A 23,929-nucleotide genomic window follows, 5' to 3' on the forward strand; every position below is an offset into this window, starting at 1 on the left:
CCGTTGGCTGTGAGGGTAACGGTGGTGGTGTCGACCGAATCGGTAATGGTGGTGACTGCCGGCGTAGTGCTCGGTACCAGGTTTTCAAAGTTGCCGCCGGTTGCACCGGTGATGGTGGTGCTGACGGTCGAACCGTTGTTATAGACGTCGTTGGCCGGAGTATCGACCACAACGGTGCCGGTCGACTCGCCAGCCTTGATGGTGATCACCGAGCCATTGCTCAAGGTGACATTCACCGGGGTCTGCGCCGGGTTGGTCAGGGTGGCGGTGTAAGTGATCTGCCCGCCTTCGGTCACGCTGCCGTCGGCTGTCAGGGTAACGGTGGTGGTGTCGACCGAATCGGTAATGGTGGTGACTGCCGGCGTAGTGCTCGGTACCAGGTTTTCAAAGTTGCCGCCGGTTGCACCGGTAATGGTGGTGCTGACGGTCGAACCGTTGTTATAGACGTCGTTAGCCGGAGTATCGACCACAACGGTACCTGTCGACTCGCCAGCCTTGATGGTGATCACCGAGCCATTGCTCAAGGTGACGTTCACCGGGGTTTGTGCCGGGTTGGTCAGCGTGGCGGTGTAGGTGATCTGGCCACCTTCGGTTACGGTCGAGCCAGCGGTCAGAGTGACCGTGGTGGTGTCGATGGTATCGGTGATCTGCGTCACGGCCGGGTTAGGGTCGATGGTCAATACCAGGTTGCCGCCGCCGGTGGTACCGGTAACGCCGACGCTGATCTGGCCCGGGTCGATGTACGGGCTGTCATTAGGGGCCAGAGGTACATTCACGGTGCCGGTCAACTGGCCCGACGGGATGGTAATCACCGCGCCATTGGTCAAAGTGACGGTCAGATCGCTGGTGGAAGGCCGGGTCACGGTGGCGGTGTAGGTCAGCACGCCGCCCGCTTCGGTGATGGTTGGCGTCGCGCTCAGGGTCAAGGTCGAAGGCTGCAGCACTTGGTTGCCCGAGTCCGCCGAGCCTGGTGCTCCGCTCAGGGCGTTGAGTGCTGAAGTGCCTTGGCCGATAGGGGCGGTGGGGAAGCCGATGGTCGGGTCTACACGGCCGGCGGTCGCATCCAGCACCACGAAGCTATGGCCGCCCCCGGCGGCACCGTTACCGGCAGCGTTTGCGCCAGCTGCGGTGGCTTCCAGGTCGGTGGTCGGGTCAGCGCCGGCGGCGATGGCTTGTTGCAACTCGGCCACCGATGGCGCGGCTTGCTCGCTGGCCGCCGCCAGGTCGGTGGTGGAGTCCGGCATATCGGCGCTCCACTGGGTGTCACGGCCCAGGTCCAGGATGCGACCGTCGGCCAGCTCCAGGCTCACGGCGCCCGACATACCGGTGTCGATCTGGTCGCCCGCGAACAAGCGATCACCTTCAATGAGGACGCGACGAGTACCTTCCGGAGAAATTACGAAAACTTGACCAACAATGCTTTTGACGGTGGCAACAACACTGCTCATTAAAATTTTCTCCGGCGATCCGTTTCGACAAATCCATTTCGCAGCGCGCTATTAGCGCTGCCAATCTGGGGGCGTAGTCTATAAATGCATTGACGTCAAATATTTGGCTGGATTTTTTAGCTATCTAGTTTGTGCCAAACTATTGACCTTATGGTCGCCATCCTAAACAATCGCCCTAGTAATGTCACATTGATATTTATGCGGCGAACCGTCCTACATGTGTGAAGCAGTTCCGCTTTTCGAACTTTCCGACGTACGGTCATTACGGTAGCCATTATCCGACGCAGCGGTGCCAATCGCTGTGATTTAAGACAAGAAGTCTTGGGGAAATTTTAAATGCGTCTGCACCTGTTCAAGGCAATACCGTTCGCTCTCGCCGCCAGTTTCGTACAAGCCCAGACACTGCCCCAAGCCATGCAACAGGCATTGGACGTACACCCGGAAATTCAGGCGGGTGTTAACAGCCGCATCGCCGCCGATTACCAATTGCGCGCCGCACAAGGTGGCTACCTGCCGCGTGTCGACTTGAACGCCGGTTACGGCCGCCAAGGAACCGACAATGCCACCAGCCGTGCCAATAACCCTGGCGGCAATCACTGGGAGACGCTCAACCGCGGCGAATCCAGCCTGCGCCTGCAGCAAATGATTTTTGACGGTTTTGCTACCTCCAGCGAAGTCGGGCGTCAACAAGCCAACGTTAATTCCCGCGCTTACTCCTTGCTGGGGACTTCCGAGCGCACTGCGCTGACCGTTGCCCAGGTTTACCTGGAAGTATTGACCCGTCGTGAGTTCGTGCGCCTGGCCGAAGACAACCTGCGCAACCACGAGCGCATCTACGATCAGATCAAGTTGCGCACCCAGCGTGGCGTCGGCAACGGTGCCGACCAGGACCAGGCCGAAGCGCGCCTGGCTCAGGCCCGCAACAACTTGATCACCGAGCAGACAAACCTGGCCGACGCGCAGGTCAACTACCTCAGCGCCGTCGGCCAGATGCCCGACGAACTCGAGCGTCCGGCCCCGTTCATGGCCATGCTGCCAGCCGACCTGAACGAAGCGCGCCGTCAGATGCTCGACAACAGCCCGGTGCTGCGTTCGGCCGAGTCGGATATCTCTGCCGCCGAGAAACAGTACGACGCTGCCAAATCCACATTCTATCCGCGCTTTGACGCTGAACTGGGCACCAACGCCGACAACAACGTCTCAGGTGATCCCAACCACAGCAATGGCTGGGAAGCCATGGTGCGCATGCGCTTCAACCTGTTCGCCGGTGGCAGCAACAAGGCCGACCTGCAATCGAAGTCCTACCAGGCCAACCAGGCGCTCGACATCCGCAACAACGCCTTGCGCCAACTCAATGAAGAGCTAGGCTTGGCTTGGAACGCCCTGAACAACGCCAACGCGCAATTGCCGGTCGCCCAGCAGTACGTGGATCACAGCACCCGCGTACGCACGTCCTACCAGCAACAGTTCAGCCTTGGTCAACGTACTCTGTTGGATTTGCTCGACAGCGAGAATGAATTGTTCACTGCTTCCCGCCGCCTGGAAGAAATCAAGAACATTCAGTTATTTACTCAGTACCGAATCAAGGCGACCATGGGCGAATTGCTCAAGAGCCAGGGAGTGGTTGCACCAATGGCCTCCGTCGTGCAGAACGACGTGAAACCTAAAGTCCAACTGCCTGGGATGAATTGAGCCACCCCAATAGCCCCATCTGTTAGTCGAGAGTGCGCCGCGTGGAACCTGAAGTCAGTCGAGTTCATCTCAGTCATGATCCACGCGCACTGCACGATGACCCGTTACTCGACGGGTTGTTGGCGCTCTGCGCCCTGCATCAGAAACCGGCCAGTGCGGCCATGCTCACCACCGGCCTGCCGCTGCCTTCGCAACGGTTGAGTGCCGAGTTGCTGTCGCGTGCCGCTGCGCGGGCCGGGCTGCAAGGCCGGCTGCTGCAACGCAAGCTGGATCAGATCCCTACCATTGCATTGCCGGCGCTGCTGTTGCTCAAGGACGGTCGCAGTACCGTGCTGCTCGGCTGGCAGGGCGAAGATCAAGCGCGGATCCTGCTCAGTGAAAGCGACGGCGGTGAAGTGCTGATCAAGCGCGAAGCATTGGCCGACGACTACATCGGCAAAGTCTTCTTTGCACAGCCGCAACACAAATTCGACGTCAACCACGGCAGCCTGATTCCACGGGCGCGCTCGTGGTTCCGTGACACCCTCATGCGTTCGCGCTGGCTCTACACCGACGCCATCGCCGCCAGCTTTCTGATCAACATCATCGCCATGGCCGCGCCGCTGTTCGTGATGAACGTGTACGACCGCGTCGTGCCGAACCAGGCCACCGCTACCCTGTGGGTGCTGGCCGTGGGCATCTGCGGTGCCTACCTGTTCGACCTGATCCTCAAAAGCCTGCGCAGCCTTTGCCTGGACCTGGCCGGTAAAAAAACCGACCTGATCATCTCGGCCACGTTGTTCGAGCGCATCGTCGGCATGTCCATGAAGTACCGCCCGGCGCGGGTCGGCAGCTTTGCGCAGAACATCCACGAGTTTCAAAGCCTGCGCGACTTCCTCGCGTCTTTGACCCTCACCAGCCTGATCGACCTGCCGTTTACGCTGCTGATCTTCCTGGTCATCGCCATCCTCGGCGGGCACCTGGTGTGGATTCCGGTGCTGGCATTCCCTCTGGCCCTAGGCATCGGCTACGCCTTGCAAAAGCCCCTGGTCGCGACCATGGAGCGCACCATGGCGCTGGCCGCCGAGCGCCAGTCGAGCCTGATCGAAACCCTCGCCGGGCTCGATGCGGTCAAGGTCAACAACGCCGAGAGCGAGCGTCAGTACGGCTGGGAACAGACCATCGGCACCCTGAGCCGGCTTGAGCTGCGGGTGAAGTTGCTGTCGGGCCTGTCAATGAACATGACCCTGCTGATCCAGCAACTGGCTGGCGTAATCATGATCGTGTTCGGCGTGTACCAGATCATCGACGGCAACCTCAGTATGGGCGGCCTGATTGCCTGCTACATGCTCAGTGGCCGTGCCTTGAGCCCGCTGGCCTCGTTGTCGGGCCTGCTCACGCGCTACCAGCAAGCCAAGGTCACCATGACCTCGGTGGACCAGATGATGGAGCTGCCCCAGGAGCGCAACTTCGAAGAGCGCCCCATGAGCCGTCGCACCCTGCAAGGCGCCATCGAGTGCCGGGGCCTGAACTTCACTTACCCGAACCAGCAGAACCCGGCGCTTAAAAACATCAACCTGGTGATCAAGCCAGGGGAAAAAATCGGCATCATCGGCCGCAGCGGCTCGGGCAAAAGCTCCCTGGCCAAGCTGATCGTTGGCCTTTACCAGCCCGACTCCGGCTCCTTGCTGGTGGATGGCGTGGACGTGCGCCAGATCGACGTGAGCGAGCTGCGTCACAACATCGGCTATGTGGCCCAGGATATTCAATTGCTGGCCGGCACCCTGCGCGACAACCTGGTCAGCGGTGCGCGCTACGTCGAGGATGAAATGGTCCTGCAAGCTGCCGAACTGGCCGGCGTGCACGAATTTGCCCGCCTACATCCCCAAGGCTACGAACTGCAAGTCGGCGAGCGTGGGCAGAACCTGTCCGGCGGCCAGCGCCAGAACGTCGCCCTGGCCCGTGCGCTGCTGCTCAACCCGCCCATGCTGCTGTTGGACGAACCCACCAGCGCCATGGACAACACCGGTGAAGAACGCTTGAAGCAACGCCTGCAAGCCGTGGTGCAAAACAAGACCGTGGTGCTGGTCACGCACCGAGCCTCACTGCTCTCCCTGGTCGACCGCCTGCTGGTGGTCGACCGTGGGCAGATTCTCGCGGACGGCCCGAAAGCCGTGGTCATGGAAGCGTTGAAGAAGGGGCAGATCAGTGTTGCTTAACTCCATCAAGAGTGCGGTCGGCCGCTACTTCAAAGGCTCCGATTCGCTGCAGGGCCAGCCGCTGCCCGAGGTCAACAAGGCGCTGATCGAAGATGCGCCGCGGGTGATCCGCCTGACCATCTGGGCGATCATCGCGTTCTTTATATTCCTGGTGGTGTGGGCCGGTTTCTCTCAGATCGACGAAGTGACCCGTGGCGACGGCAAGGCGATTCCGTCGTCAAAATTGCAGAAAATCCAGAACCTGGAAGGCGGTATTGTCGCTGAGCTGTACGTCAAGGAAGGCCAGATCGTAGAAGCCGGCGCGCCGTTGATTCGTCTCGACGACACGCGGTTTGTCTCCAACGCCGGCGAAACCGAAGCCCTGCGCCTGGCCATGCAACTGCGCGTCGAGCGTTTGAGCGCGCAGGTGGATGACCGCCCGCTGAACATCCCCGACGACGTGCTCAAGGCCGCGCCGAGCCAGGCCGCCAACGAGCGCTCCTTGTATGAAAGCCGCCGCCAGCAGTTGAAAGACGAAGTCGGCGGCTTGCAGGAGCAACTCGTCCAGCGCCAACAGGAACTGCGCGAATTCACCTCCAAGCAGGGCCAATACCGCAGCCAGTTGTCGCTGCAACGCCAGGAAATCAACATGTCCGAGCCGTTGGTGGCCCAGGGTGCGGTGTCGCCGGTAGAAGTGCTGCGCCTCAAGCGCGCCGAAATGGAAACCCGTGGGCAGTTGGACGCCACCACCCTGGCGATCCCGCGTGCTGAATCGGCGATCAAGGAAGTGCAACGCAAGATCGATGAAACCCGCGGCAAATTCCGCAGCGAAGCCCTGACCCAACTCAACGAAGCCCGTACTGAACTGAACAAGGCAGAGTCCACCGGCCGCGCGCTGGAAGACCGGGTCAGCCGCACCCTGGTTACCTCGCCAGTGCGCGGGATCGTCAAGCAGTTGCTGGTCAACACCGTTGGCGGTGTGATCCAGCCGGGCAGCGACATGGTCGAAATCGTGCCGCTGGATGACACCCTGCTGGTAGAAGCCAAGATCCGCCCGCAAGACATCGCCTTCCTGCACCCAGGGCAGGAAGCGGTGGTCAAGTTCACCGCTTACGACTACACCATCTACGGTGGCCTGAAGGCCAAGCTCGAACGCATCGGTGCCGACACCATCACTGATGAAGACAAGAAGACCACCTACTACATGATCACTCTGCGCACCGACCGCAGCCACTTGGGCACCGATGAGAAGCCGCTGCTGATCATCCCCGGCATGGTTGCTTCGGTGGATATCATCACCGGCAAGAAAAGCATCCTCAGCTACCTGCTCAAGCCGATCATCAAGGCGCGGGCCGAGGCGTTGCACGAGCGTTGATCTTCAGCGCCTGTACCGACCTCATCGCAGGCAAGCCAGCTCCCACATTTGAATGGGTTCACAAATCAAAATGTGGGAGGGGGCTTGCCCCCGATGAGGCCGTCAGCATCACGCTACAGCTCAAACCAAACGCCATATCCATATGCGCTAACGGTATTTAAGCTTCCATCCTTATGCCTATAAATTCACTCCCCTGTCCGCCGGGAATGAATCCAATGTCTGCCACCACCGCCCCCCAAACCTTCGACATCCGCCCCTTCCCCGGCAGTGTAGGCGCCGAGATCATCGGCCTGGACTTGTCCCGCCCAGTCAACGACCAGGACTTCACCCGCATCCATCGCGCTCACCTGGACCACCATGTCATCGTGTTCCGCGACCAACGCATTACCCCCGCACAACAGATCGCCTTCAGCCGCCGTTTCGGTGTGCTGCAAATCCATGTGCTCAAACAATTCCTATTGGCCAACCACCCTGAAATCCTGATCGTCTCCAACATCATCGAGAACGGCCAATCCATCGGCCTGGGGGATGCGGGCAAGTTCTGGCATTCGGACCTGTCATACAAAGAACTGCCTAGCCTGGGCTCAATGCTGCATGCTCAGGAACTGCCCTCTGAAGGCGGCGACACCCTGTTCGCCGATATGCACAAAGCCTGGGAGCACCTGCCAGGCCACCTGCGCAACGCCGTCGAAGGCCGCAGCGCCGCGCATTCCTACACGGCGCGCTACAGCGAGACCAAATTCGAAGGCAACTGGCGCCCAACCCTTACCCCCGAACAGCTCGCCCAGGTTGCCGAAGTGGTGCACCCCGTTGTGCGCACCCACCCGGAAAACGGCCGTAAGGCACTGTTCGTCAGCGAGGGCTTCACCACCCGTATCGTCGGCCTGCCCGATGACGAAAGCCGTGACCTGCTGGGCCAACTCTATGCCCACAGCGTGCTGCCGGAAAACATCTACCGCCATCAGTGGCAGCCCCACGACCTGGTGTTCTGGGACAACCGCTCGCTGATCCACCTGGCCGCCGGTTGCCCAAGCCACCTGCGGCGCAAATTGTTCCGTACCACCATTCAGGGGGATGCGCCTTTCTAACCCGATAAAGCCTGCTAGGATTGCGCCCAGTTCACTCTCAACGGACCACGAGTGCTTGGCATGCAACTACCGGACATGAACCTGCTGGTCGCCCTCGACGCGTTGCTCGACGAGGGCAGTGTGGTGGGCGCCGCACGGCGGATGAATCTGAGCCCGGCCGCCATGAGCCGCACCCTCACGCGTATTCGTGAAGCGGTCGGTGACCCGATCCTGGTACGTGCCGGCCGTGGCCTGGTGCCGACGCCCAAGGCGCTTGAGCTGCAAGGCCAGGTGCGCAATGTGGTGGAGCAGGCTGCGTTGTTGTTCCGTTCGGCGGACCAAGTTGATTTGAGCACCTTGCGCCGTCGTTTCAGCGTGCGCGCCAATGACTTTTTCATCGGCGTGTATGGCGGGCGGCTGTTCGACACCATGGAGCGCGTGGCGCCGCTGTGTGAGCTGCGTTTCGTACCCGAAGGCGACACCGACGATGAAGCCCTGCGCGAAGGGCGGTTGGACTTGCGGGTGAGCAACACCATGCCTGCCAGCCCGGAAGTGAAGGTGCAGAACCTGTTCTCCACCACCTTTGTCGGCCTGGCGCGGCAAGACCACCCGTTGTTCGACGAAGAAATCACGGCGGCACGCTTTGCCAGCTATTCCCACATCAGCATCTCCCGGCGTGGCATCGCCCGTGGGCCCATTGATACCGCGTTGAATGCTCAAGGCCTGGAGCGCCGTGTGGCCATGATCGCCCCAGGCTTTCACGGTGCGATGTTCATGCTGCCCGATTCCGACCTGCTGTTGCCGGTACCCAAGGAAGCCCTCCTGAGCGCCAAGCGTCTGAACCTGCCACTGCGCGCATTTGCCCTGCCGATTCCACTGCAAACCCTAGTCTTGGCGCAATCCTGGCACCCGCGCTTCGACAAAGACCCGGCCCATAAATGGCTGCGTGAAACCATGCGCGAAAGCTGTCATGCCACCTGGCTTGAAGCCCAGCCGGTATAAAGCGAACGCAATCAATGTGGGAGCTGGCTTGCCTGCGATAGCGGCGCGTCAGACAACATATTTTCATCTGTCAGGCCGCTATCGCAGCCAAGCCAGCTCCCACAGGGTTCAGTGTTGATGTTCAAAGTTGCGTCTGACGCACTTATAACCTGCCAACAAGTAACTTTTTGTCATGAGAGTGCCCGATTAAACTGCTCAGGTATTTCTCATTCCGAGTTACCTGTTCATGACGTCCCTCGCTGCCCCCGCTATCCAGGCCGCAGCCAAACCTACGGCCCTGAGCCCACCCGTGTTCGGACCGCGCATCATCATCGGCCTGCTTGGCGTATTGCTGGCGGTGCTGGTCTCCGGTCTCAACGAGATGGTCACCAAGGTCGCCCTCGCCGATATCCGCGGTGCGCTGTACATCGGTTTTGACGAAGGCACCTGGCTGGTCGCTGCCTACACCGCCACTTCGGTCGCGGCCATGGCCTTCGCGCCGTGGTGTTCGGTGACGTTTTCCCTGCGTCGCTTCACGCTGTGCGCTATCGGTTTGTTCACCGCGCTGGGCATCCTCTGCCCGTTCGCGCCGAACTACGAAAGCCTGTTGCTGCTGCGTACCGTGCAAGGCCTGGCCGGTGGCGCACTGCCGCCGATGCTGATGACCGTGGCGCTGCGTTTCTTGCCGGCCAACGTCAAATTGTACGGGTTGGCCGGTTACGCACTGACCGCCACTTTCGGCCCCAGCCTGGGCACGCCGCTGGCGGCGTTATGGACCGAATACGTCGGCTGGCAGTGGGCGTTCTGGCAGATCGTCGCGCCGTGCCTGCTGGCCATGGCGGCCGTGGCCTACGGCTTGCCACAAGACCCGCTGCGCCTGGAGCGCTTCAAGCAATTCAACTGGCGTGGCCTGCTATTGGGCTTCCCGGCGATCTGCATGCTGGTGATCGGCCTGTTGCAGGGCAATCGCCTGGACTGGTTCGAATCGGGCCTGATTACCTTCCTGCTGTGTGGCGGCACAGTGTTGCTGGTGCTGTTCATGCTCAACGAATGGTCACAGCCGCTGCCCTTCTTCAACTTGCAGATGCTTGGCCTGCGTAACCTGGCGTTTGCCCTGATCGTGCTGGCCGGCGTGCTGATGGTGCTGACCTCGGTGATCATCATCCCGTCCAGTTTCCTCGCCCAAGTCCAGGGCTACCGGCCGCTGCAGACCGCACCGGTGATGCTGCTGATGGCGTTGCCGCAGTTGATCGCGCTGCCGCTGGTGGCGGCGCTGTGCAACCTGCGCTGGGTCGACTGCCGCTGGGTGCTGGGCATTGGCCTGAGTATGTTGGTGCTGTGCTGCCTCGGCAGTTCACACCTGACTTCGGCGTGGATTCGCGACGACTTTTATGGCTGGTACCTGCTGCAGATTTTCGGCCAGCCGATGGCCGTGTTGCCGCTGCTGATGCTGTCCACCGGCAGCATCCAGCCCATCGAAGGGCCGTTCGCCTCGGCCTGGTTCAACACCGTCAAGGGCCTGGCTGCTGTAATCGCCACTGCGGTGCTGGATACATTGACCACCCAGCGCGGGCATTTCCATTCAACCATGTTGGTGGACCGCCTGGGCAATTCGCCCCTTGCCGACGCTGACGCGCCGGGCCTCGCCCACCGCGTGCACGAGCAGACCGTGGTGCTGACCTCTTCGGATCTTTACGTCGTCATGGCCGGTGTCGCGGTGGCGTTGATCCTGCTGATTTTCTGGATGCCCACGCGGATCTATCCGCCTCGCGCTCCGGCCTGACCACAAGGACTTTCCATGAAACGCAAAGACAAAATTGCCGTCTCCGTTATTGCTGTATTTGCCGTCGGCGTGCTGGTTTACCTGGTCGCCCCGGGCGTACTGGGCAGCAAGCACCAGAGCACCAACGACGCCTTCGTCGCGGCTGATTTCACCCTGGTCGCCCCCCGCGTTGCCGGTTTCATCAAGGAAGTGCTGGTGGAAGACAACCAGCGTGTCAAAGCCGGGCAACTGCTGGCGTTGATCGACGACCGCGATTTTCGCGCCGCCGCCCAGGCCGCCGATGCCGACACCCTCGTCGCCCAGGCCCAGCTGAAAAACGCCAGCGCGACCCTGGAGCGCCAAAGCTCGGTGATCGCCCAGGCCCAGGCCACCGTGGCAGCAGATCGCGCCGAAGTGGCCTTTGCCGAACATGAACTGAACCGCTACAACCACCTCGCCGGCGTCGGTGCGGGCACCGTGCAGAACGCCCAGCAAGCCAAGACGCGCATCGACCAGGCCACTGCGCGCCTGGCTAAATCCACCGCCGTGCTGGCCGCCGAACGCAAGCAGGTGGAAATCCTCACCGCCCAGCGTGACGCCGCCGAAGGTGGACTCAAGCGTGCCCAGGCGGCGTTGGAAATGGCCAGTTATCAGCTGTCTTACACGCGCATTGTCGCACCGGTGGATGGCATGGTCGGTGAACGTGCGGTGCGGGTCGGCGCCTATGTGACACCGGGCAGCAAGATCCTTGCGGTGGTGCCACTGGCCGAAGCCTATGTGGTGGCAAATTTCCAGGAGACCCAACTGTCGCACATGCACGCGGGGCAAGCGGTGCAAGTCAGCGTCGACAGTCTTGACGGCGAACTGCTCAAAGGCCATCTGGAAAGCCTGGCGCCAGCCACGGGTGTGACCTTCGCCTCGGTCAAACCCGACAACGCCACCGGCAACTTCACCAAGGTGGTACAGCGTATTCCGGTGAAGATCGTGCTTGAGCCGAACCAGCCACTGACCGAGCGCCTGCGCGTCGGCATGTCGGTGGAAGCCAGCGTCGATATCCGGCCCGTCGAGCAGCAGCGTGAGGTGGCCCAGCAATGAGACACCTCGCCTGGCTCACCTTGAGCCTGATCAGCCTGAGTGCCTGCACGGTCGGCCCGGATTTCCAACGGCCCGATGCCCCGCGCGTCGGCCAGTGGAGCGAACCCCAGGGCCGCCAAGCCGCCAGCCGCGCCGTCAGCGACCCGTTGCAGGAACGCTGGTGGGACGTGTTCCACGATGAGCAGCTCTCGGCCCTTACGCGCCGCGCCCTCAGCGATAACCTCGACCTGAAGCTGGCCAGCAGCCGCCTGCAACAAAGCCGCGCCATCCGCCAGGTGACTACGGCCGAGCGCTACCCCAACGTCGATGCCGGCGGCGCCTACCAGCGCAAGCGCAACAGCGGCAAAGGCTTGAGCGACCCCTCCGGCGAGAATGGCCGCTCGGCCTTCAACCAATGGGACATGGGCTTCTCGGCCTCTTGGGAGCTGGATTTCTGGGGCCGGGTCAAGCGTGAAACCGAAGCAGCCGACGCCACGCTGGAAGTTGCCGAAAACGATCGTCGCGCCGTGTTGTTGTCGGTGCTGGCCGAGACCGCCCAGGACTATATCCAACTGCGCGGCGTGCAAAACACCCGCGCTGTCACCGAGCAAAACCTCGACGTTGCGCGCCACAGCCTCAAGCTCTCGCAGTTGCGGTTGGCCGACGGCGTGGCCACCGACCTGGATGTGGCCGAAGCCGCCGCCCAGGTCGCGGCTATCGAAGCGCGCCTGCCGGATCTACAGCAGCGCCAGGACCAGTTGATCAACGCCCTGAGCCTGCTGATGGGCGAGCCGCCTCAGGCCCTGCACGCGCAGTTGTCCAAAGACGCCCCTGTGCCGCAAACCCAGCGCCAGGTCGCGATCGGCCTGCCATCGGAACTCGCCGAGCGCCGCCCCGACATCCGCCAGGCCGAAGCGCGCCTGCACGCTGCCACTGCCAGCATCGGCGTGGCCAAGGGCGACTTTTACCCACGCATCACCCTGTCCGGCAGCCTCGGCTCCCAAGCCATGCAACTCTCGGATTTCGGCTCCTGGGGTTCCCGCGCCTTTGCCTTCGGCCCGCAATTGAGCCTGCCGCTGTTCAACGGCGGGCGCCTGCAAGGCATGGTGGATTTACGTGAAGCCCAGCAACAGGAAGCGGCCCTGGCCTACCAGCAAACCGTGCTGCGTGCCTGGCATGAAATCGACGACCAACTGACCCGCTACAACGCCAGCCAACTGCGCCGCGACAGCCTGGCTGAAGCCGTGCGCCAGAACCAGATCGCCCTCACTACCGCACAACACCAGTACGTCGAAGGCGTGGCGGATTTCGTCAATGTACTCACCGTGCAGAGCGCGTTGCTGGCAACGCAGGAGCAGTGGGTGGAAAGCTCCACCGGCGTGTCATTGGCCATGGTCGGGCTGTACAAAGCGTTGGGAGGAGGGTGGGAGTCGGTGTACCCGTTGCAGACCGCTGGGCGCTGAGCAACAAAGAGTTTTTGTCAGTCGCCAAATAAGATGTAATGATAATTGCTCTCAATAACACTTCTGAGCTTTTCATGGCCAGCGCGACTGACGGCCAGCAACAGCTTCACATCCTGTACCGCGACCATCACGGCTGGCTGCAAGGCTGGTTGCGCAAGCGCCTGGGCGACCGCGAACAGGCCGCCGATGTGGCGCAGGACACCTTCCTGCGCCTGCTGGTGGCCGGGCGTTTCCCGGGTGACAAGGAAAGCCGCAGCTACTTGGCGCAGATCGCCCGCAACCTGGTGATCGACCAATGGCGCCGCCTGCGCATCGAGCGTGCTTACCTGGAAAGCATCGCGCACTTGCCCGAGCCCGAGTCGCCTTCCCTGGAAACCCGCGCCCTGATCCTCGAAACCTTGATGCAGATCGACGCCATGCTCGACCGCATGCCCGATAATGTACGCCGTGCGTTTTTACTTTCGCAGTTCGAAGGCTTGAGCTATGCGCAAATCGCCGAGCGCCTGGGCGTCACCGTCAGCTCGGTGCAAAAGTACATGACCCGTGCCATCGTCGCCTGCTACCAGGTGGTGTACGAAGAATGAAGCACGACGCGCCCATTGCCCCCGCGATTGTTGAGCAAGCCAGCGAGTGGTTGATGCTGCAATGGGGCGGTGAGCTCAAGGGCGAGCAGCGCCAGGCGTTTGCCCGGTGGCAGGCCGCTGACCCGGAGCATCGTCGCGCCTGGCAGCGCTTGCAGCAGCTGCAACACACCCTCGGCGGCGTACCTGCCGACAGCGCTCGCGCAGTATTGCGCGACACCCCGGATACCCAACGCCGTGCCGCGCTCAAACTGCTCGGCCTGTTGTTGGTGGCCGGTGGCAGCGGCTATCTGGTGCAACGCAGCGAGCCCTGGCAAGCGGCCTTCGCAGAGCTGCGTACCGCCACGGGCGAAATTCGCCATATGACCTTGAGCGACGGCACGCAACTGGACCTCAACAGTGACAGTGCCGTAGACCTGCGTTTCAGCGCTACCGAACGGCGTATTCGGCTGATCCGTGGCGAGGTCTTGCTGACCAGCGGCCACGACGCCTTGCGCCCGTTGATCGTCGAAACGCCAGCCGGCGATGTGCACGCGTTGGGCACGCGCTTTGCGGTACGTGAACTGCCCGACGGCAGCCGTGTGGATTTGTACGAAGGTCGCCTGCGGGTCACGCCGTTGCAGGGCACGCCGGTGCATATGCAGGCGGGGGACAGCCTGTGGTTCAACGCCCGTCAAAGCACCGCGTTGCCGGCAGTGAGCGCCAATGCCAGCAGTTGGACCGAGCATCGTCTGGTTGCCGAGCGCCAGCCGTTGGGTGAGTTCGTGGCGCAACTGAGCCGGTATCGCCCTGGCCTGTTGCGCTGTGATCAGGCGGTGTCGAACCTGCTGTTGACCGGCGTGTTCCCGCTGAGCGACACCGACGCGATCCTGGCGGCCTTGGAGCGTTCATTGCCCGTGCACGTGCAGGCGGTGACCCGTTACTGGGTAACGATCAAGGCGCGGGTCTGAAAATACTTTGTACAGGGCTTGTCGGTTTTTGTGGCCCGTTCGGGATACCTCTTGAAAGCCAATCAAGAAGCGTTCTCACGGGGAGTCCTGCAATGTCGCACCACCCAATCCAACCTTTGGCCCGCGCGCTGCGTCGTGGCCTGTTTGCCGGCCTGCTGGCGGCGGCTCCTGTACTGCCGAGCATGGTTCAAGCCGAGGAAAGCACCGAAGCGCTGCGCAGCTATGACATTCCGGCGGGCAGCCTCGACCAGGCGTTGAACCGTTTCGCCAGTGCTTCTGGCATCCTGCTGTCGGTTGACGCTACGCTCACCGAAGGCAAGCGCAGCGCCGGCTTGAAAGGGCGTTATGGCGTAGGTTCGGGGTTGCAGCGCTTGCTGGCGGGCAGCGGTTTGGCGGCGGTGCAATCCCAGGGCGGTTGGTCGTTGCAGGCCCTCTCCGGCGACGGAGCCTTGCAGTTGGGCGCGACCCAGATCAGCGGCCGGCAGGAGCAGGAAAGCGCCTGGGGTCCGGTGGACGGTATTGTCGCCAAGCGCAGCGCCTCGGGCAGCAAGACTGACTCGGCGCTGGTGGAAATCCCCCAGACCATCAACGTGATCACCGCCGCCGAGATCAAGGCACGCGGCGCCCAGAGTGTCACCCAGGCGTTGCTCTACACCCCAGGCATGAGCGCCGGCGGTTTTGCCGACCGGGTCAAATTGTTCGATGAGCCGACGTCACGCGGCTTCTCGCCTACGCCGTTGTATTTGGACGGCTTGCACTTGCCCTACGGCGGCGGCAGCACAGGCGGTGCGTTGCAGATCGAGCCGTATTCCCTGGAGCGCATCGAAGTGCTCAAGGGCCCGGCGTCCGTGCTTTACGGCCAGAACCAGCCGGGCGGCATTGTTAATATGGTCAGCAAGCGCCCCAGCGAAACGCCGATACACCAAGTGGTGCTGGAAGCCGGCACCTACGAACACAAAAGCGCGGCCATCGACCTGAGCGGCCCGCTGGACGAGGAGGGCCAGTTTCTCTACCGCCTGACCGGCCTGGCGAATGACGCGCAAGACGAAATCAATTACGTCGAAAACAAGCGCCAGTTCATCGCCCCCAGCCTCACCTGGCGCCCCAACGACGACACCAGCCTGACCCTGTTCGCCCAATACCAGAAAGATAAAGGCGTGCCCGAAGCCCAAGGCCTGCCGGCGTCCGGCACGCTGTGGGACAACCCCAACGGCAAGATCAAGCGCGATGTGTTTATCGGCGAGCCGGGCGTCAACCAGTACAACCGCGAGCAATACGTGCTGGGCTACGAAGTTTCCCATCGCCTCAACGACATCTGGACCCTCAAGCAAAACGCCCGTTACGCCGAGGTCGACGACCGCTACACCGCGCCATTGCACGGCTACCGCTTCGTCGCCAACCCAAACACCGGCGTGCAAGACCAGCGTTACCTGCAACGCTTCGGCGTGGACTGGTCGCAGACCAACAAAGTGTTCGGCGTGGACAGCATCGCCCAGGCTGAATTTGACACGGGCGCGCTGTCCCATACCTTCATCGTTGGCCTGGACTACTACCATTCCAACTCGCAGTTCCATGGCCTGTATGACCGCAACCCGCCGATCATTGACCTGTTCAAACCGGTGTACGGCCAGCCCTTGAACTTCGGCCAACCGTACCGCTGGGATCGCACCATTACCCAGACCGGCCTGTATCTGCAGGACCAGATCAAATTGGATAAATGGGTGCTGGTACTCGGTGGCCGCTACGACTGGGCGAATGTGGTGAACAAGGAGCCGATACAGGACACCCGCTTTGCCAGCAAAGACCAGGCGTTCACCGGTCGTGCGGGCCTGGTGTACCTGTTCGATAACGGCGTGTCGCCCTTCGTCAGCTATTCGGAATCCTTCCTTCCGCTGGCCGGCACCGATGCGAACCGAAAACCCTTCGAACCCTCCACCGGCAAACAGTACGAAGTCGGCGTGAAGTACCAGCCACCGGGCCAGAAGAGCTTCATCCAGGCTTCTGTGTACCAACTGGATCAGGAAAACGTGCTGACCACCAACCCGGTGGATACCACCTTCAGCACCCAAAGCGGCGCCCTGCGCTCGCGAGGTGTTGAACTGGAAGCCAAGGCCGTCTTGAGCGATGCCTGGGACGTGGTCGCCTCGGCTGCGCGCAATGACGTCAAATACACCAAGGACAACGATGGCCGCCAAGGTCGCCACCCGGCCGGCATCTCCCCACTCACCGCCTCGATGTGGGTCAACTACACCGTGCTCGGCGACACGCCCTTGGCGGGGCTGGGTGCAGGGCTTGGCGTGCGTTACGCCCGTCAAAGCCTGGGCGACTACTACGAAGGCGCCTTCAACGTGCCGTCCTACAGCGTCTACGATGCAAGCCTGAGCTACGACCTGGGCGCCTCGCCGCTCAAGCTCAAGGGCGTGAAACTGGCGATGAACGTGCAGAACCTCAGCAACAAGACCTACGTCTCGCAGTGCACCAGTGATCTGGATTGCTACTACGGGGAAGGGCGTACGGTGGTGTCGAGCCTGACGTACGATTGGTAACTTAGCGTTTAGGTGATATTGGCTGCGGCGCGCACCCTTCAAGGGTGCGCTCTGTTGCCGCCCTACACCAGGTCCGCTGCAAATCGTGTACACACATTGGAAAGCATGCGCACCTCGGCACCGCTACAGCCTGCCGCTTCGAAAAAGCCGGAGGCTTCTCGCACGACGGCATATATATCCGTGACGATGGACCTTGCTTCATCCGCCCCCAACCCAAAGCGTTCAGGCGTACTCAGCAAATTACTGACAGACGATACCCGGCCTTCATTGCCGATGATGAGCGCCTGCAAGCCTAGTTGGGTAGGGTGGGGCAACACGTCAAATACTGGCGCAAGGGAATAACCCGAGGCGCTGGTCAGCAGCAGCCCGGTTTGTTTCAGGTGGTCGTCGCTATTGCCGATGAGCACGTTGAAGGCCATACGCTTGTAAAGCTCGCGCATGTCAAAGGTGGCATCGTCGCAGACCTTCTTCAACACGTCGGCGATCCTGGAATAGGAAACGGCACCGTCAGCCGCATCAACCCGCATTCTTGGCTTCTCTGTGCTTACCAAAGAGTTGCAGCTGACATAGTGCTCGCGGCCAGCGCCTTCATGTCGGTCAAAACGCTCGACCATCAACACCGGTTTGCCGGCGACCTCTACCAACTTGTGCCCGGCTGCGGGTAGGCCTGCTGCATCCGCCATTTGAAGGCTGGCGAATTCCGCCCGTGGCTGATCGAACACATCGTCGCTACGGCCGAGTTTAGCAATCCATTCCTTGCCTTCATGGGTCACGGTGACCTTCGGCCTGGCGCCGCCCATGGAACTCCCAAACTCGAATAACCGTGCGATTTCCGCAGGCAGGTCGACGTCACCCTTCTCGACTCGATCAAGGCCCACCATGATTTTCTCAAGGTCTTCAAATTGCGGGGGGTGGTGCAGGGGTGGCAGCTGACTTCGTGACGCACTGAACAGCAGGCAACCCACTCCTGCTCCCCGCGAGGCAAGCAGCCATTCAACTTCGTTTTGTGGATGCTGTTTGTGGGTCGCCAGCAGAACACGCCGGCCCCAATTGTCGGGCGTTGCGTCGTCGAGCACACCAAACATGCGCGTCGAGGAATACTGGTTAGGGGTCAGTGGCAAACTCAGCGGGTCAATCGCAAATGCGTCGGGCCGCGCGAGCCAACTGTTGGCGTAGCGAAAAACGAATCCATTCCCATGCATGGCCACCTCGCCAACAGGGACCGGGTCACCGACTAAGTGAGCTGAAAAAACAAAGGCATTACCAATCGGCTTCCAGGACATCGGGTTCTCCTTCAGTGCGAATTCGCTCAGGCTCACGGGCGAGGCTCATGGTAATGCCAACCTGGTCAAGTTCTGGTGACGCAATGCTCGCCATACCTTCTTCCAAGTCCATCGCGCTCAGCACATTCATCAGCACGCCGAGGGAGACGCCGGGCTCGCCCTGTCTCAGCCGCTGATACGTCTGCCGTGTAATGCCCGCGCGGCTGCATATGGTGGAAATTTTCAACCGACGACGAATGCGGGCTATTTCGATACCGTTGCCGATACCTCTCATCAGTTCATCGCTTCTCTCTGAGATGTACCCTTTGTGGGGGTAGGGCTTGGCTGTTTCTTGCATGATATATCACCCTTTAAAGCAGTAGAGGTAACTTATATCATCCAAGTCTCTAAGGCCACCTGCAAAAAATCGGCTCGATGCCCTAATGGCTTTTTGTAGGAGCGAGCAAGCTCGCTCCTACAGGTGTTACCAAACTTCAAAGATTCTGCAAAAACACCACATACCCCCGAAACCACTCATTGCCCTGCAAATATCCCGGCTCTTGCCATTCCCCGCCCTGAATCAAGCCAATCTTGAACGGCACCCCCAGCCGATTCATCCGCGGCAAATACGCCGCGTAATCCGGGATGCTGTGACGCCCCTGATACGTCTGTACCACCACTTCATCCACCACGCCCTTGAGCTGGGCGATGGCGGCCGGGTCGGCGTTGCTGCTCCAGTCCATCAGGCCGGTGATGCTCAGGCGCAGGTCGGCGGGCAGGCGTTGGCGCAGGTCGCGCAGGAAGTCGGCGTATTCGTGCAGGTATTGGGTGCGGGCATCGAAATCGATCTGGATACCGATCACTGGGTTGCCGGCGTCTCGCCAGCGTTGCACCTGGCCCAGCACCTGGGTGTAGACCCGTTCCGGCCAGCGCAGGGTGTGGGCGCGGTACACCACCCAGACGTGGCCTTGAGTAATGCGCGGCACGCTCATGCCCTGGGCGATGAGTTGTACGCCGCGCTGGGGCGCGCGGCGGGTGGAGTTGATCTGGCCTTGCAGGATGTACAGGGTTTTTGCCTGCTTGATCACTGGCTGCGGCGTGACACCGCTCCACAGCCAGAAGGCGTCATAGTCCCCGGCGTTAACGGCGCCAAAAGCCGGGCTTGCCAGCAACAGCAAGCCTAGCCACAGCGGCTTCACCAGTAGTACTGCAGCGATTTGCCCCACTGGGTATCGGCAAAACCGGTTTTGAGTTGGCGGAACCAGGCTTTGCGCACCGCTGGCGCGACATCTTCGCCGCCGCAGCTGTTGTAGCCGGCCGGCGCGTAGCAGTTGATGGCGCGGAACAACGCGTAGGCCTTGTCGGTTTTCGGCGCCTTGGCGTTGGCGATCACCTGTTTGTAGCCGTCCAGGCGCGAGAAGGTTTCACCCTTGAAGTCCGAGGCGGTGCTGCCCAGGCTGCCGGCGGCGCGGGGTTGTTCCAGGGGCATGCCGTCCAGGCCGTTGCGCAGGATGAACTCGCCGAAGCAGTTCAAGGCGTGCGGGTTTTTGGCCTCGTTCTGCAAGGTCGTCGCGGTTTGCGCGATGCTTGGGCAGGCGTAGCCGGACTCGGCCTTGTCGCCGTTCCATTGGAACAGCTTCAAGGTCTGGCCGCTGGTATAGGTGTAGCCCAGGCTGGTGCCGAGCTTGTCGTCAGAGAGCGAGGCCTGCTTGAGGTCATCGGCGAAGGTGGCGTACTGGCCGCGCAGCAGGTCTTTGTAGAGCAGCACGAATTGCGCACTCTGGCGCTCGATCGGGTCGCTGGCGTTGGCGATCTGCTGACGCAGCAGATCGGGGCCGGCGACGTTGCGCAGCAGGATGTAGCGCACTTGCTTGGCGCTGATCGGCGAGTCGGCGGCGAACACCTTGGCCAATTGGCCGCTGCGCTCGTAATTCATGGCCAGGGCCAGTTCCAGCTGGTCGCGTTGCAGCGGCTGCTTGGCCAGCGGCAGCAGTTGCAGCCACAGGGCTTCGGCGGCCCTCCAGTCCTGCTTGGCTTCCAGGGCCAGGGCGCGCAGGGTCTGTTGGCTGAAGGCGAAGTAATCCAGGCTCGACGGCACATCCGCCGGCAGGTGCTTCAAGGCCGCGTCGGGTTGGTGTTCGACGTACAGGGCATAGCTCGCTTGCAGGAAGTCAAACAGCGCCGGCTCAGTGGCGAAGGTGCTCTTTTGCTTATCCAGGTCTTCACGGCTCAACAGCGGCGGAGTGTGTGCGCGCATCGCCATCAGGTCGCTGACCACTTGCAGCATGGGGCTGTTCGCGGCTTTGTTGCCGACCATCAGTAACTTGAGGTCGGCCTCTTCCACCAGTTCGTCCACGCTCACATTGCGCTGGGCGTCGGTGGCCTCGGTAAATTGCCAGGTGAAGTCTTCGGCAAGCTTGGCGTCGTCGTTCGCCAGCCAGTGCACACGGCGCAACAGGCCACGGGCGGACGCAACGTAATCGCCCTGTGGATAATGTTTCAGGTAACTGAGAAAACCTTCTTCGGCATCGCTCAAGGCCGACTTATCCACATGCTCGCGCTGCGGCATGCCGTATTCGTCGAAGGCTTCGGCCTGGGCCTGATTCAGCGACGTACGCGCAGTCATGTACAGCGCTGTTTCCTTCAGCCATGGCACATCGCTGGTGGCGGCGGCGGCGAACCCGCGCTCGGCGTAATCGAAGCGCCCGCTGTAGAAATCGCCGGCGGCCTGCAAATAGGTACGAAACAACTGGGCGTTGGCCGAGGGGGTCAGCTGTGCGTCCACCACCTGGCGGCTCCAGTCACAGGTGGTCAGTAATTGCAGGCGTGCTTTGACCAACACATCGCGCTCGGCGGGCGGCATCTGGGCCTTGATCACCTGGCTGATAAACGCCGTGGCGCTGTCATCGTCATTGCTGCGGCAACGGCTGCCTTCGCCATTCAGGAAGGCCTGGCCTGCGGTCTTGTACTCCTCGCGCTTGATACCCAGGGGCTGGAGCAGCGTGTCGAGTTCGGCTGTGCGTGAATCGTCAGCCTTGTTATCTGGCTCCTCAGCCGTGGCCGCAACCGGCACCAGGCGATACACCGGAAACGGCACCGGGCCGAAGCCTTGGGCCAAGTCGTCTTCGCCCAAGGCATTGGGGGCCAGGGGCGCGGCTTTTTTGTCGGCCAGCAACAGGCGCAGGTTCACCCGGCTGTCGTTACCAGGGCTGAGAAACGGTTGGTTGCTGCACGGCTCGTAGCCGTCACGCGATACCCGCCAGTCGGGGTAGCACGAGTCGTCAGAACTGGCCTGGGCCGGTAGGGAAAAACCGGCCAGCAGGGCCAGGGCCAGAGGTGACAGCAAACCGATACGCATAACGTTTCCTTGATCCTGAGTCCTTGGAGAAGGGGCAATAATAGCCTGATCCGACGAGTGCTTCGGTGAAGGCCTACACAAATTGCTGATTTGTCCGATTCCAGCGACGAGGCCAGGGCTTTTGGCCTAGAGTGGCGGTGTTTGTGCATGCGCAGTGTTTGTCCTGTAAGAGGGCAGTAGTAGCGGAGTCGATATGCGTCGGTCTGTGGTAGAGCAACACGAAAAAGTCGGGGCATTGCCTGCCTTCCATCGCTTGACCTGGGAAGGTGCCGGCTGGCTCAGCCGCCTGTGGTGGGTACCGATCCTGGCGCTCGCCATGGCCCTGCGGTTTTACCACCTCACCTCGGCGGCGATCTGGGGCGACGAAGGCTCAAGCCTGTTGCTCAGCGAATACGCCCTGGCCGACCTGTGGTTTCACGCAGCCCATGATGTGCACCCGCCGCTGTATTTCTTGCTGCTGCGCGGTTGGATCGAGGTGTTCGGCGATAGCATCGGCTCGATTCGCAGCCTGAGTGCGATCCCCGGTGTGGCCGTAGTGGGCCTGGGCATCTGGCTGACACGGCAACTGTCCACCCGCCGCGCGGCCGTGCTGGCGGGGATCCTGCTGGCTCTACTGCCCACGGCGGTGCGCTACAGCCAGGAAGTGCGCATGTATTCGCTGCTGGGCGTGTGGCTACTGGGCGCCACGCTGGCACTGGTGTACTGGGTGAGGCAGCCCGAGCGCGCGCGTTATTTGGCTGTATATGTGCTGTTAATGAGCGCCGGGTTCTATACCCACTACTTCACCGCGCTGTGCGTGCTGGTGCATTGGGCGTATCTGGGATTGCAGGCGCCAGCTCAACGCTTGATTACGCGACCTGCCTGGTGGGCCGCCAACATAGCGATAGTGTTGTTGTATCTGCCCTGGCTGCCCAACCTGCTGGATTTGGTGCAGCACGTCGAACAGCTCAAAGTCGGCGGCGACATTGGTTGGGAAGAGCCGGTCAACCTGCTGTCGCTGCCGTCGATGGTCTGGCAGTTCCTGTTGCAGGATGACGGTCTCGGCCTGTGGCCGCCGCTGTTCTGGCTGTTCCCCCTGCTGCTGGCCGTGGTGGTTGTTCTGGAGGCCTGGCGCAACCGCGCGGCGCGCCTGCCTGCCCTGTTTTGCCTGCTGCCGCTGCTGCTGGTCTATGGCGTGTCCTTTATCTCGCCAGTGTTTATCGAGCGCTACCTCACGGTGTATGCGTTAGGCCTGCCGATAGTCCTGGCGCTTGCCATCGACCGTTTGCCTTCCCGTTTGTCCTGGCTGGGCGTGGCGTTGTTCGCGCTGTTTGTGGGCGTAGAACTGCTGGGGTTAAAGAACAATTTCGAGGTGGATGAACACGACCAGTTCAACGTGCCGGTGGAGTTCGTCAATCGCAACTATCAGGAAGGCGACCGCATCGTCCTGAGTGACATGATGTGGTACCTCAGCTACGTGTATTACGACCAGACCGACGCCCAACTGCAGCTCTACACGCCGCCCAAGCCCGACGGCACTGCCACTCGCCCGAACGCCTATGGTTTCGGCACACTGGTGGACCAGGACGGTGGCCGCATCTATCTGGACCGCCTCTCAGCACTGCCTGCTCAAACGCGACGGGTATGGTTGATCAGCAGCAACGAAGCCCCGGATGAATTCGCGCCACTGCCCAACGGCTGGCGCGAACTCAGTCGCCAGGACGGCGGTGGCGCCAGGGCCCGGTTGTTCGTGCTATGCAACGCACCGGCGCCGCAACCTGAAGGCTGCCGCTAGACTCACTTCAACCTACTGATGAGGAGCCTTTCATGGAATCGCCACTGCACAGCTTGCCGGCTTTGTTCAAACAGCTTGGCTTGCCGGATGACCCGGTCAGTATTGAGCAATTTGTCGCCTCTCATTCGCCGCTCAAGCCGGATTTGAAACTGGCGGAGGCGTTTTTTTGGAGCGACGCCCAGAAGGCATTTTTGCGTGAAGAGATTCTGGAGGATGCGGATTGGGCGGTGGTGGTGGATGAGTTGAATCTGATGTTGCGGGGTGGGCGAGGGGTGCAAAAAAAATAGCTGCCAGGCTCTAACTTGAAAAAATCTGGTAAGGGTTGAAAAAAATTTGGTTTTGACCGCGCAAATTATTTTTTTCTGAAAAAGCCCGGATACGAAAAAATATGGGAAACGTCCTATTTTTCATGGGGAAAT

Annotated in this window: 18 protein-coding genes; 13 read left to right on the forward strand and 5 right to left on the reverse strand. The window is 61.3% G+C overall.

Going from position 1 to position 23,929, the window contains the following annotated elements:
- Nucleotides 1–1,448 (reverse strand): retention module-containing protein (locus tag E1K68_RS01385; RefSeq protein WP_212613690.1); only part of this gene is annotated, 1,448 nt, incomplete at its 3' end.
- Nucleotides 1,449–1,784: 336 nt separating this feature from the next.
- On the opposite strand from E1K68_RS01385, the gene E1K68_RS01390 reads away from it, so the two are divergent.
- The 11 genes from E1K68_RS01390 to E1K68_RS01440 all read left to right on the forward strand — a co-directional run bounded on the left by E1K68_RS01390 (nt 1,785) and on the right by E1K68_RS01440 (nt 17,116).
- On the forward strand, nt 1,785–3,140 hold the full coding sequence (locus tag E1K68_RS01390; protein WP_034135884.1) for a TolC family outer membrane protein: 1,356 nt from the start codon (nt 1,785–1,787) through the stop codon (nt 3,138–3,140).
- Between the two features lie 41 nt (nt 3,141–3,181).
- Nucleotides 3,182–5,338 (forward strand): type I secretion system permease/ATPase, encoded by a 2,157-nt coding sequence (locus E1K68_RS01395; protein ID WP_212613691.1) that lies wholly within the window; start codon nt 3,182–3,184, stop codon nt 5,336–5,338.
- The gene (locus tag E1K68_RS01400) at nt 5,328–6,692 is read left to right on the forward strand and encodes an HlyD family type I secretion periplasmic adaptor subunit (protein WP_003187442.1); all 1,365 of its coding nucleotides are present in this window, start codon (nt 5,328–5,330) and stop codon (nt 6,690–6,692) included. The genes E1K68_RS01395 and E1K68_RS01400 overlap by 11 nt, the downstream gene beginning before the upstream one ends.
- A 215-nt stretch (nt 6,693–6,907) precedes the next feature.
- Nucleotides 6,908–7,780 (forward strand): TauD/TfdA family dioxygenase, encoded by an 873-nt coding sequence (locus tag E1K68_RS01405; RefSeq protein WP_212613692.1) that lies wholly within the window; start codon nt 6,908–6,910, stop codon nt 7,778–7,780.
- 60 nt (nt 7,781–7,840) lie between these two features.
- On the forward strand, nt 7,841–8,761 hold the full coding sequence (locus tag E1K68_RS01410) for a LysR family transcriptional regulator (protein ID WP_003187445.1): 921 nt from the start codon (nt 7,841–7,843) through the stop codon (nt 8,759–8,761).
- 226 nt (nt 8,762–8,987) lie between these two features.
- Nucleotides 8,988–10,523 (forward strand): MFS transporter, encoded by a 1,536-nt coding sequence (locus tag E1K68_RS01415; RefSeq protein WP_212613693.1) that lies wholly within the window; start codon nt 8,988–8,990, stop codon nt 10,521–10,523.
- A 15-nt stretch (nt 10,524–10,538) separates the two neighbouring features.
- Complete coding sequence (locus E1K68_RS01420; RefSeq protein ID WP_003187448.1) at nt 10,539–11,597, forward strand: HlyD family secretion protein; 1,059 nt, start codon at nt 10,539–10,541, stop codon at nt 11,595–11,597.
- On the forward strand, nt 11,594–13,039 hold the full coding sequence (locus tag E1K68_RS01425; RefSeq protein ID WP_003187449.1) for an efflux transporter outer membrane subunit: 1,446 nt from the start codon (nt 11,594–11,596) through the stop codon (nt 13,037–13,039). The genes E1K68_RS01420 and E1K68_RS01425 overlap by 4 nt, the downstream gene beginning before the upstream one ends.
- A 74-nt stretch (nt 13,040–13,113) precedes the next feature.
- A complete protein-coding gene (locus E1K68_RS01430; RefSeq protein WP_212613694.1) occupies nt 13,114–13,623 on the forward strand; it encodes a sigma-70 family RNA polymerase sigma factor in 510 nt (169 codons plus the stop codon).
- Entirely contained in the window at nt 13,620–14,570 is a 951-nt protein-coding gene (locus tag E1K68_RS01435; protein WP_212613695.1) for a FecR domain-containing protein, read from the forward strand. The genes E1K68_RS01430 and E1K68_RS01435 overlap by 4 nt, the downstream gene beginning before the upstream one ends.
- A gap of 92 nt (nt 14,571–14,662) precedes the next feature.
- Nucleotides 14,663–17,116 carry a TonB-dependent siderophore receptor gene (locus tag E1K68_RS01440; RefSeq protein ID WP_094774276.1) on the forward strand — a complete coding sequence of 818 codons (2,454 nt, stop codon included), beginning with the start codon at nt 14,663–14,665 and terminating at the stop codon, nt 17,114–17,116.
- A 62-nt stretch (nt 17,117–17,178) separates the two neighbouring features.
- Here the strand turns inward: E1K68_RS01440 and E1K68_RS01445 are convergent, their stop codons facing one another.
- The 4 genes from E1K68_RS01445 to E1K68_RS01460 form a co-directional block, all read right to left on the reverse strand.
- Nucleotides 17,179–18,399: a type II toxin-antitoxin system HipA family toxin gene (locus E1K68_RS01445; RefSeq protein WP_080765624.1), complete on the reverse strand. Its 1,221-nt coding sequence runs from the start codon at nt 18,397–18,399 to the stop codon at nt 17,179–17,181.
- Entirely contained in the window at nt 18,377–18,736 is a 360-nt protein-coding gene (locus E1K68_RS01450) for a helix-turn-helix transcriptional regulator (protein ID WP_003187457.1), read from the reverse strand. Before E1K68_RS01450 ends, E1K68_RS01445 begins: the two co-directional genes overlap by 23 nt.
- A 136-nt stretch (nt 18,737–18,872) precedes the next feature.
- A complete protein-coding gene (locus tag E1K68_RS01455) occupies nt 18,873–19,577 on the reverse strand; it encodes a DUF3142 domain-containing protein (protein ID WP_003187458.1) in 705 nt (234 codons plus the stop codon).
- Complete coding sequence (locus E1K68_RS01460) at nt 19,574–21,736, reverse strand: hypothetical protein (RefSeq protein ID WP_003187459.1); 2,163 nt, start codon at nt 21,734–21,736, stop codon at nt 19,574–19,576. Before E1K68_RS01460 ends, E1K68_RS01455 begins: the two co-directional genes overlap by 4 nt.
- Nucleotides 21,737–21,929: 193 nt before the next feature.
- Here E1K68_RS01460 and E1K68_RS01465 point away from each other — a divergent pair, with 193 nt between their 5' ends.
- The gene (locus tag E1K68_RS01465) at nt 21,930–23,510 is read left to right on the forward strand and encodes a glycosyltransferase family 39 protein (RefSeq protein WP_034134572.1); all 1,581 of its coding nucleotides are present in this window, start codon (nt 21,930–21,932) and stop codon (nt 23,508–23,510) included.
- A gap of 32 nt (nt 23,511–23,542) precedes the next feature.
- Nucleotides 23,543–23,797 (forward strand): DUF2789 domain-containing protein, encoded by a 255-nt coding sequence (locus tag E1K68_RS01470; protein WP_094774280.1) that lies wholly within the window; start codon nt 23,543–23,545, stop codon nt 23,795–23,797.
- Nucleotides 23,798–23,929 lie beyond the last annotated feature (132 nt).

The sequence above is a fragment of the Pseudomonas sp. B2021 genome (genome assembly GCF_018135665.1).
GTDB lineage: Bacteria > Pseudomonadota > Gammaproteobacteria > Pseudomonadales > Pseudomonadaceae > Aquipseudomonas > Aquipseudomonas lactis.

Excerpts from the sequence above, each read along its gene's own strand:
- E1K68_RS01390 (WP_034135884.1), top strand. The coding sequence starts at position 1,785 with ATGCGTCTGCACCTGTTCAAGGCAATACCGTTCGCTCTCGCCGCCAGT.
- E1K68_RS01435 (WP_212613695.1), top strand. The coding sequence starts at position 13,620 with ATGAAGCACGACGCGCCCATTGCCCCCGCGATTGTTGAGCAAGCCAGC.
- E1K68_RS01410 (WP_003187445.1), top strand. The coding sequence starts at position 7,841 with ATGCAACTACCGGACATGAACCTGCTGGTCGCCCTCGACGCGTTGCTC.
- E1K68_RS01420 (WP_003187448.1), top strand. The coding sequence starts at position 10,539 with ATGAAACGCAAAGACAAAATTGCCGTCTCCGTTATTGCTGTATTTGCC.
- E1K68_RS01450 (WP_003187457.1), bottom strand. The coding sequence starts at position 18,736 with ATGCAAGAAACAGCCAAGCCCTACCCCCACAAAGGGTACATCTCAGAG.
- E1K68_RS01465 (WP_034134572.1), top strand. The coding sequence starts at position 21,930 with ATGCGTCGGTCTGTGGTAGAGCAACACGAAAAAGTCGGGGCATTGCCT.
- E1K68_RS01470 (WP_094774280.1), top strand. The coding sequence starts at position 23,543 with ATGGAATCGCCACTGCACAGCTTGCCGGCTTTGTTCAAACAGCTTGGC.
- E1K68_RS01425 (WP_003187449.1), top strand. The coding sequence starts at position 11,594 with ATGAGACACCTCGCCTGGCTCACCTTGAGCCTGATCAGCCTGAGTGCC.
- E1K68_RS01430 (WP_212613694.1), top strand. The coding sequence starts at position 13,114 with ATGGCCAGCGCGACTGACGGCCAGCAACAGCTTCACATCCTGTACCGC.
- E1K68_RS01460 (WP_003187459.1), bottom strand. The coding sequence starts at position 21,736 with ATGCGTATCGGTTTGCTGTCACCTCTGGCCCTGGCCCTGCTGGCCGGT.
- E1K68_RS01445 (WP_080765624.1), bottom strand. The coding sequence starts at position 18,399 with ATGTCCTGGAAGCCGATTGGTAATGCCTTTGTTTTTTCAGCTCACTTA.
- E1K68_RS01415 (WP_212613693.1), top strand. The coding sequence starts at position 8,988 with ATGACGTCCCTCGCTGCCCCCGCTATCCAGGCCGCAGCCAAACCTACG.
- E1K68_RS01405 (WP_212613692.1), top strand. The coding sequence starts at position 6,908 with ATGTCTGCCACCACCGCCCCCCAAACCTTCGACATCCGCCCCTTCCCC.
- E1K68_RS01440 (WP_094774276.1), top strand. The coding sequence starts at position 14,663 with ATGTCGCACCACCCAATCCAACCTTTGGCCCGCGCGCTGCGTCGTGGC.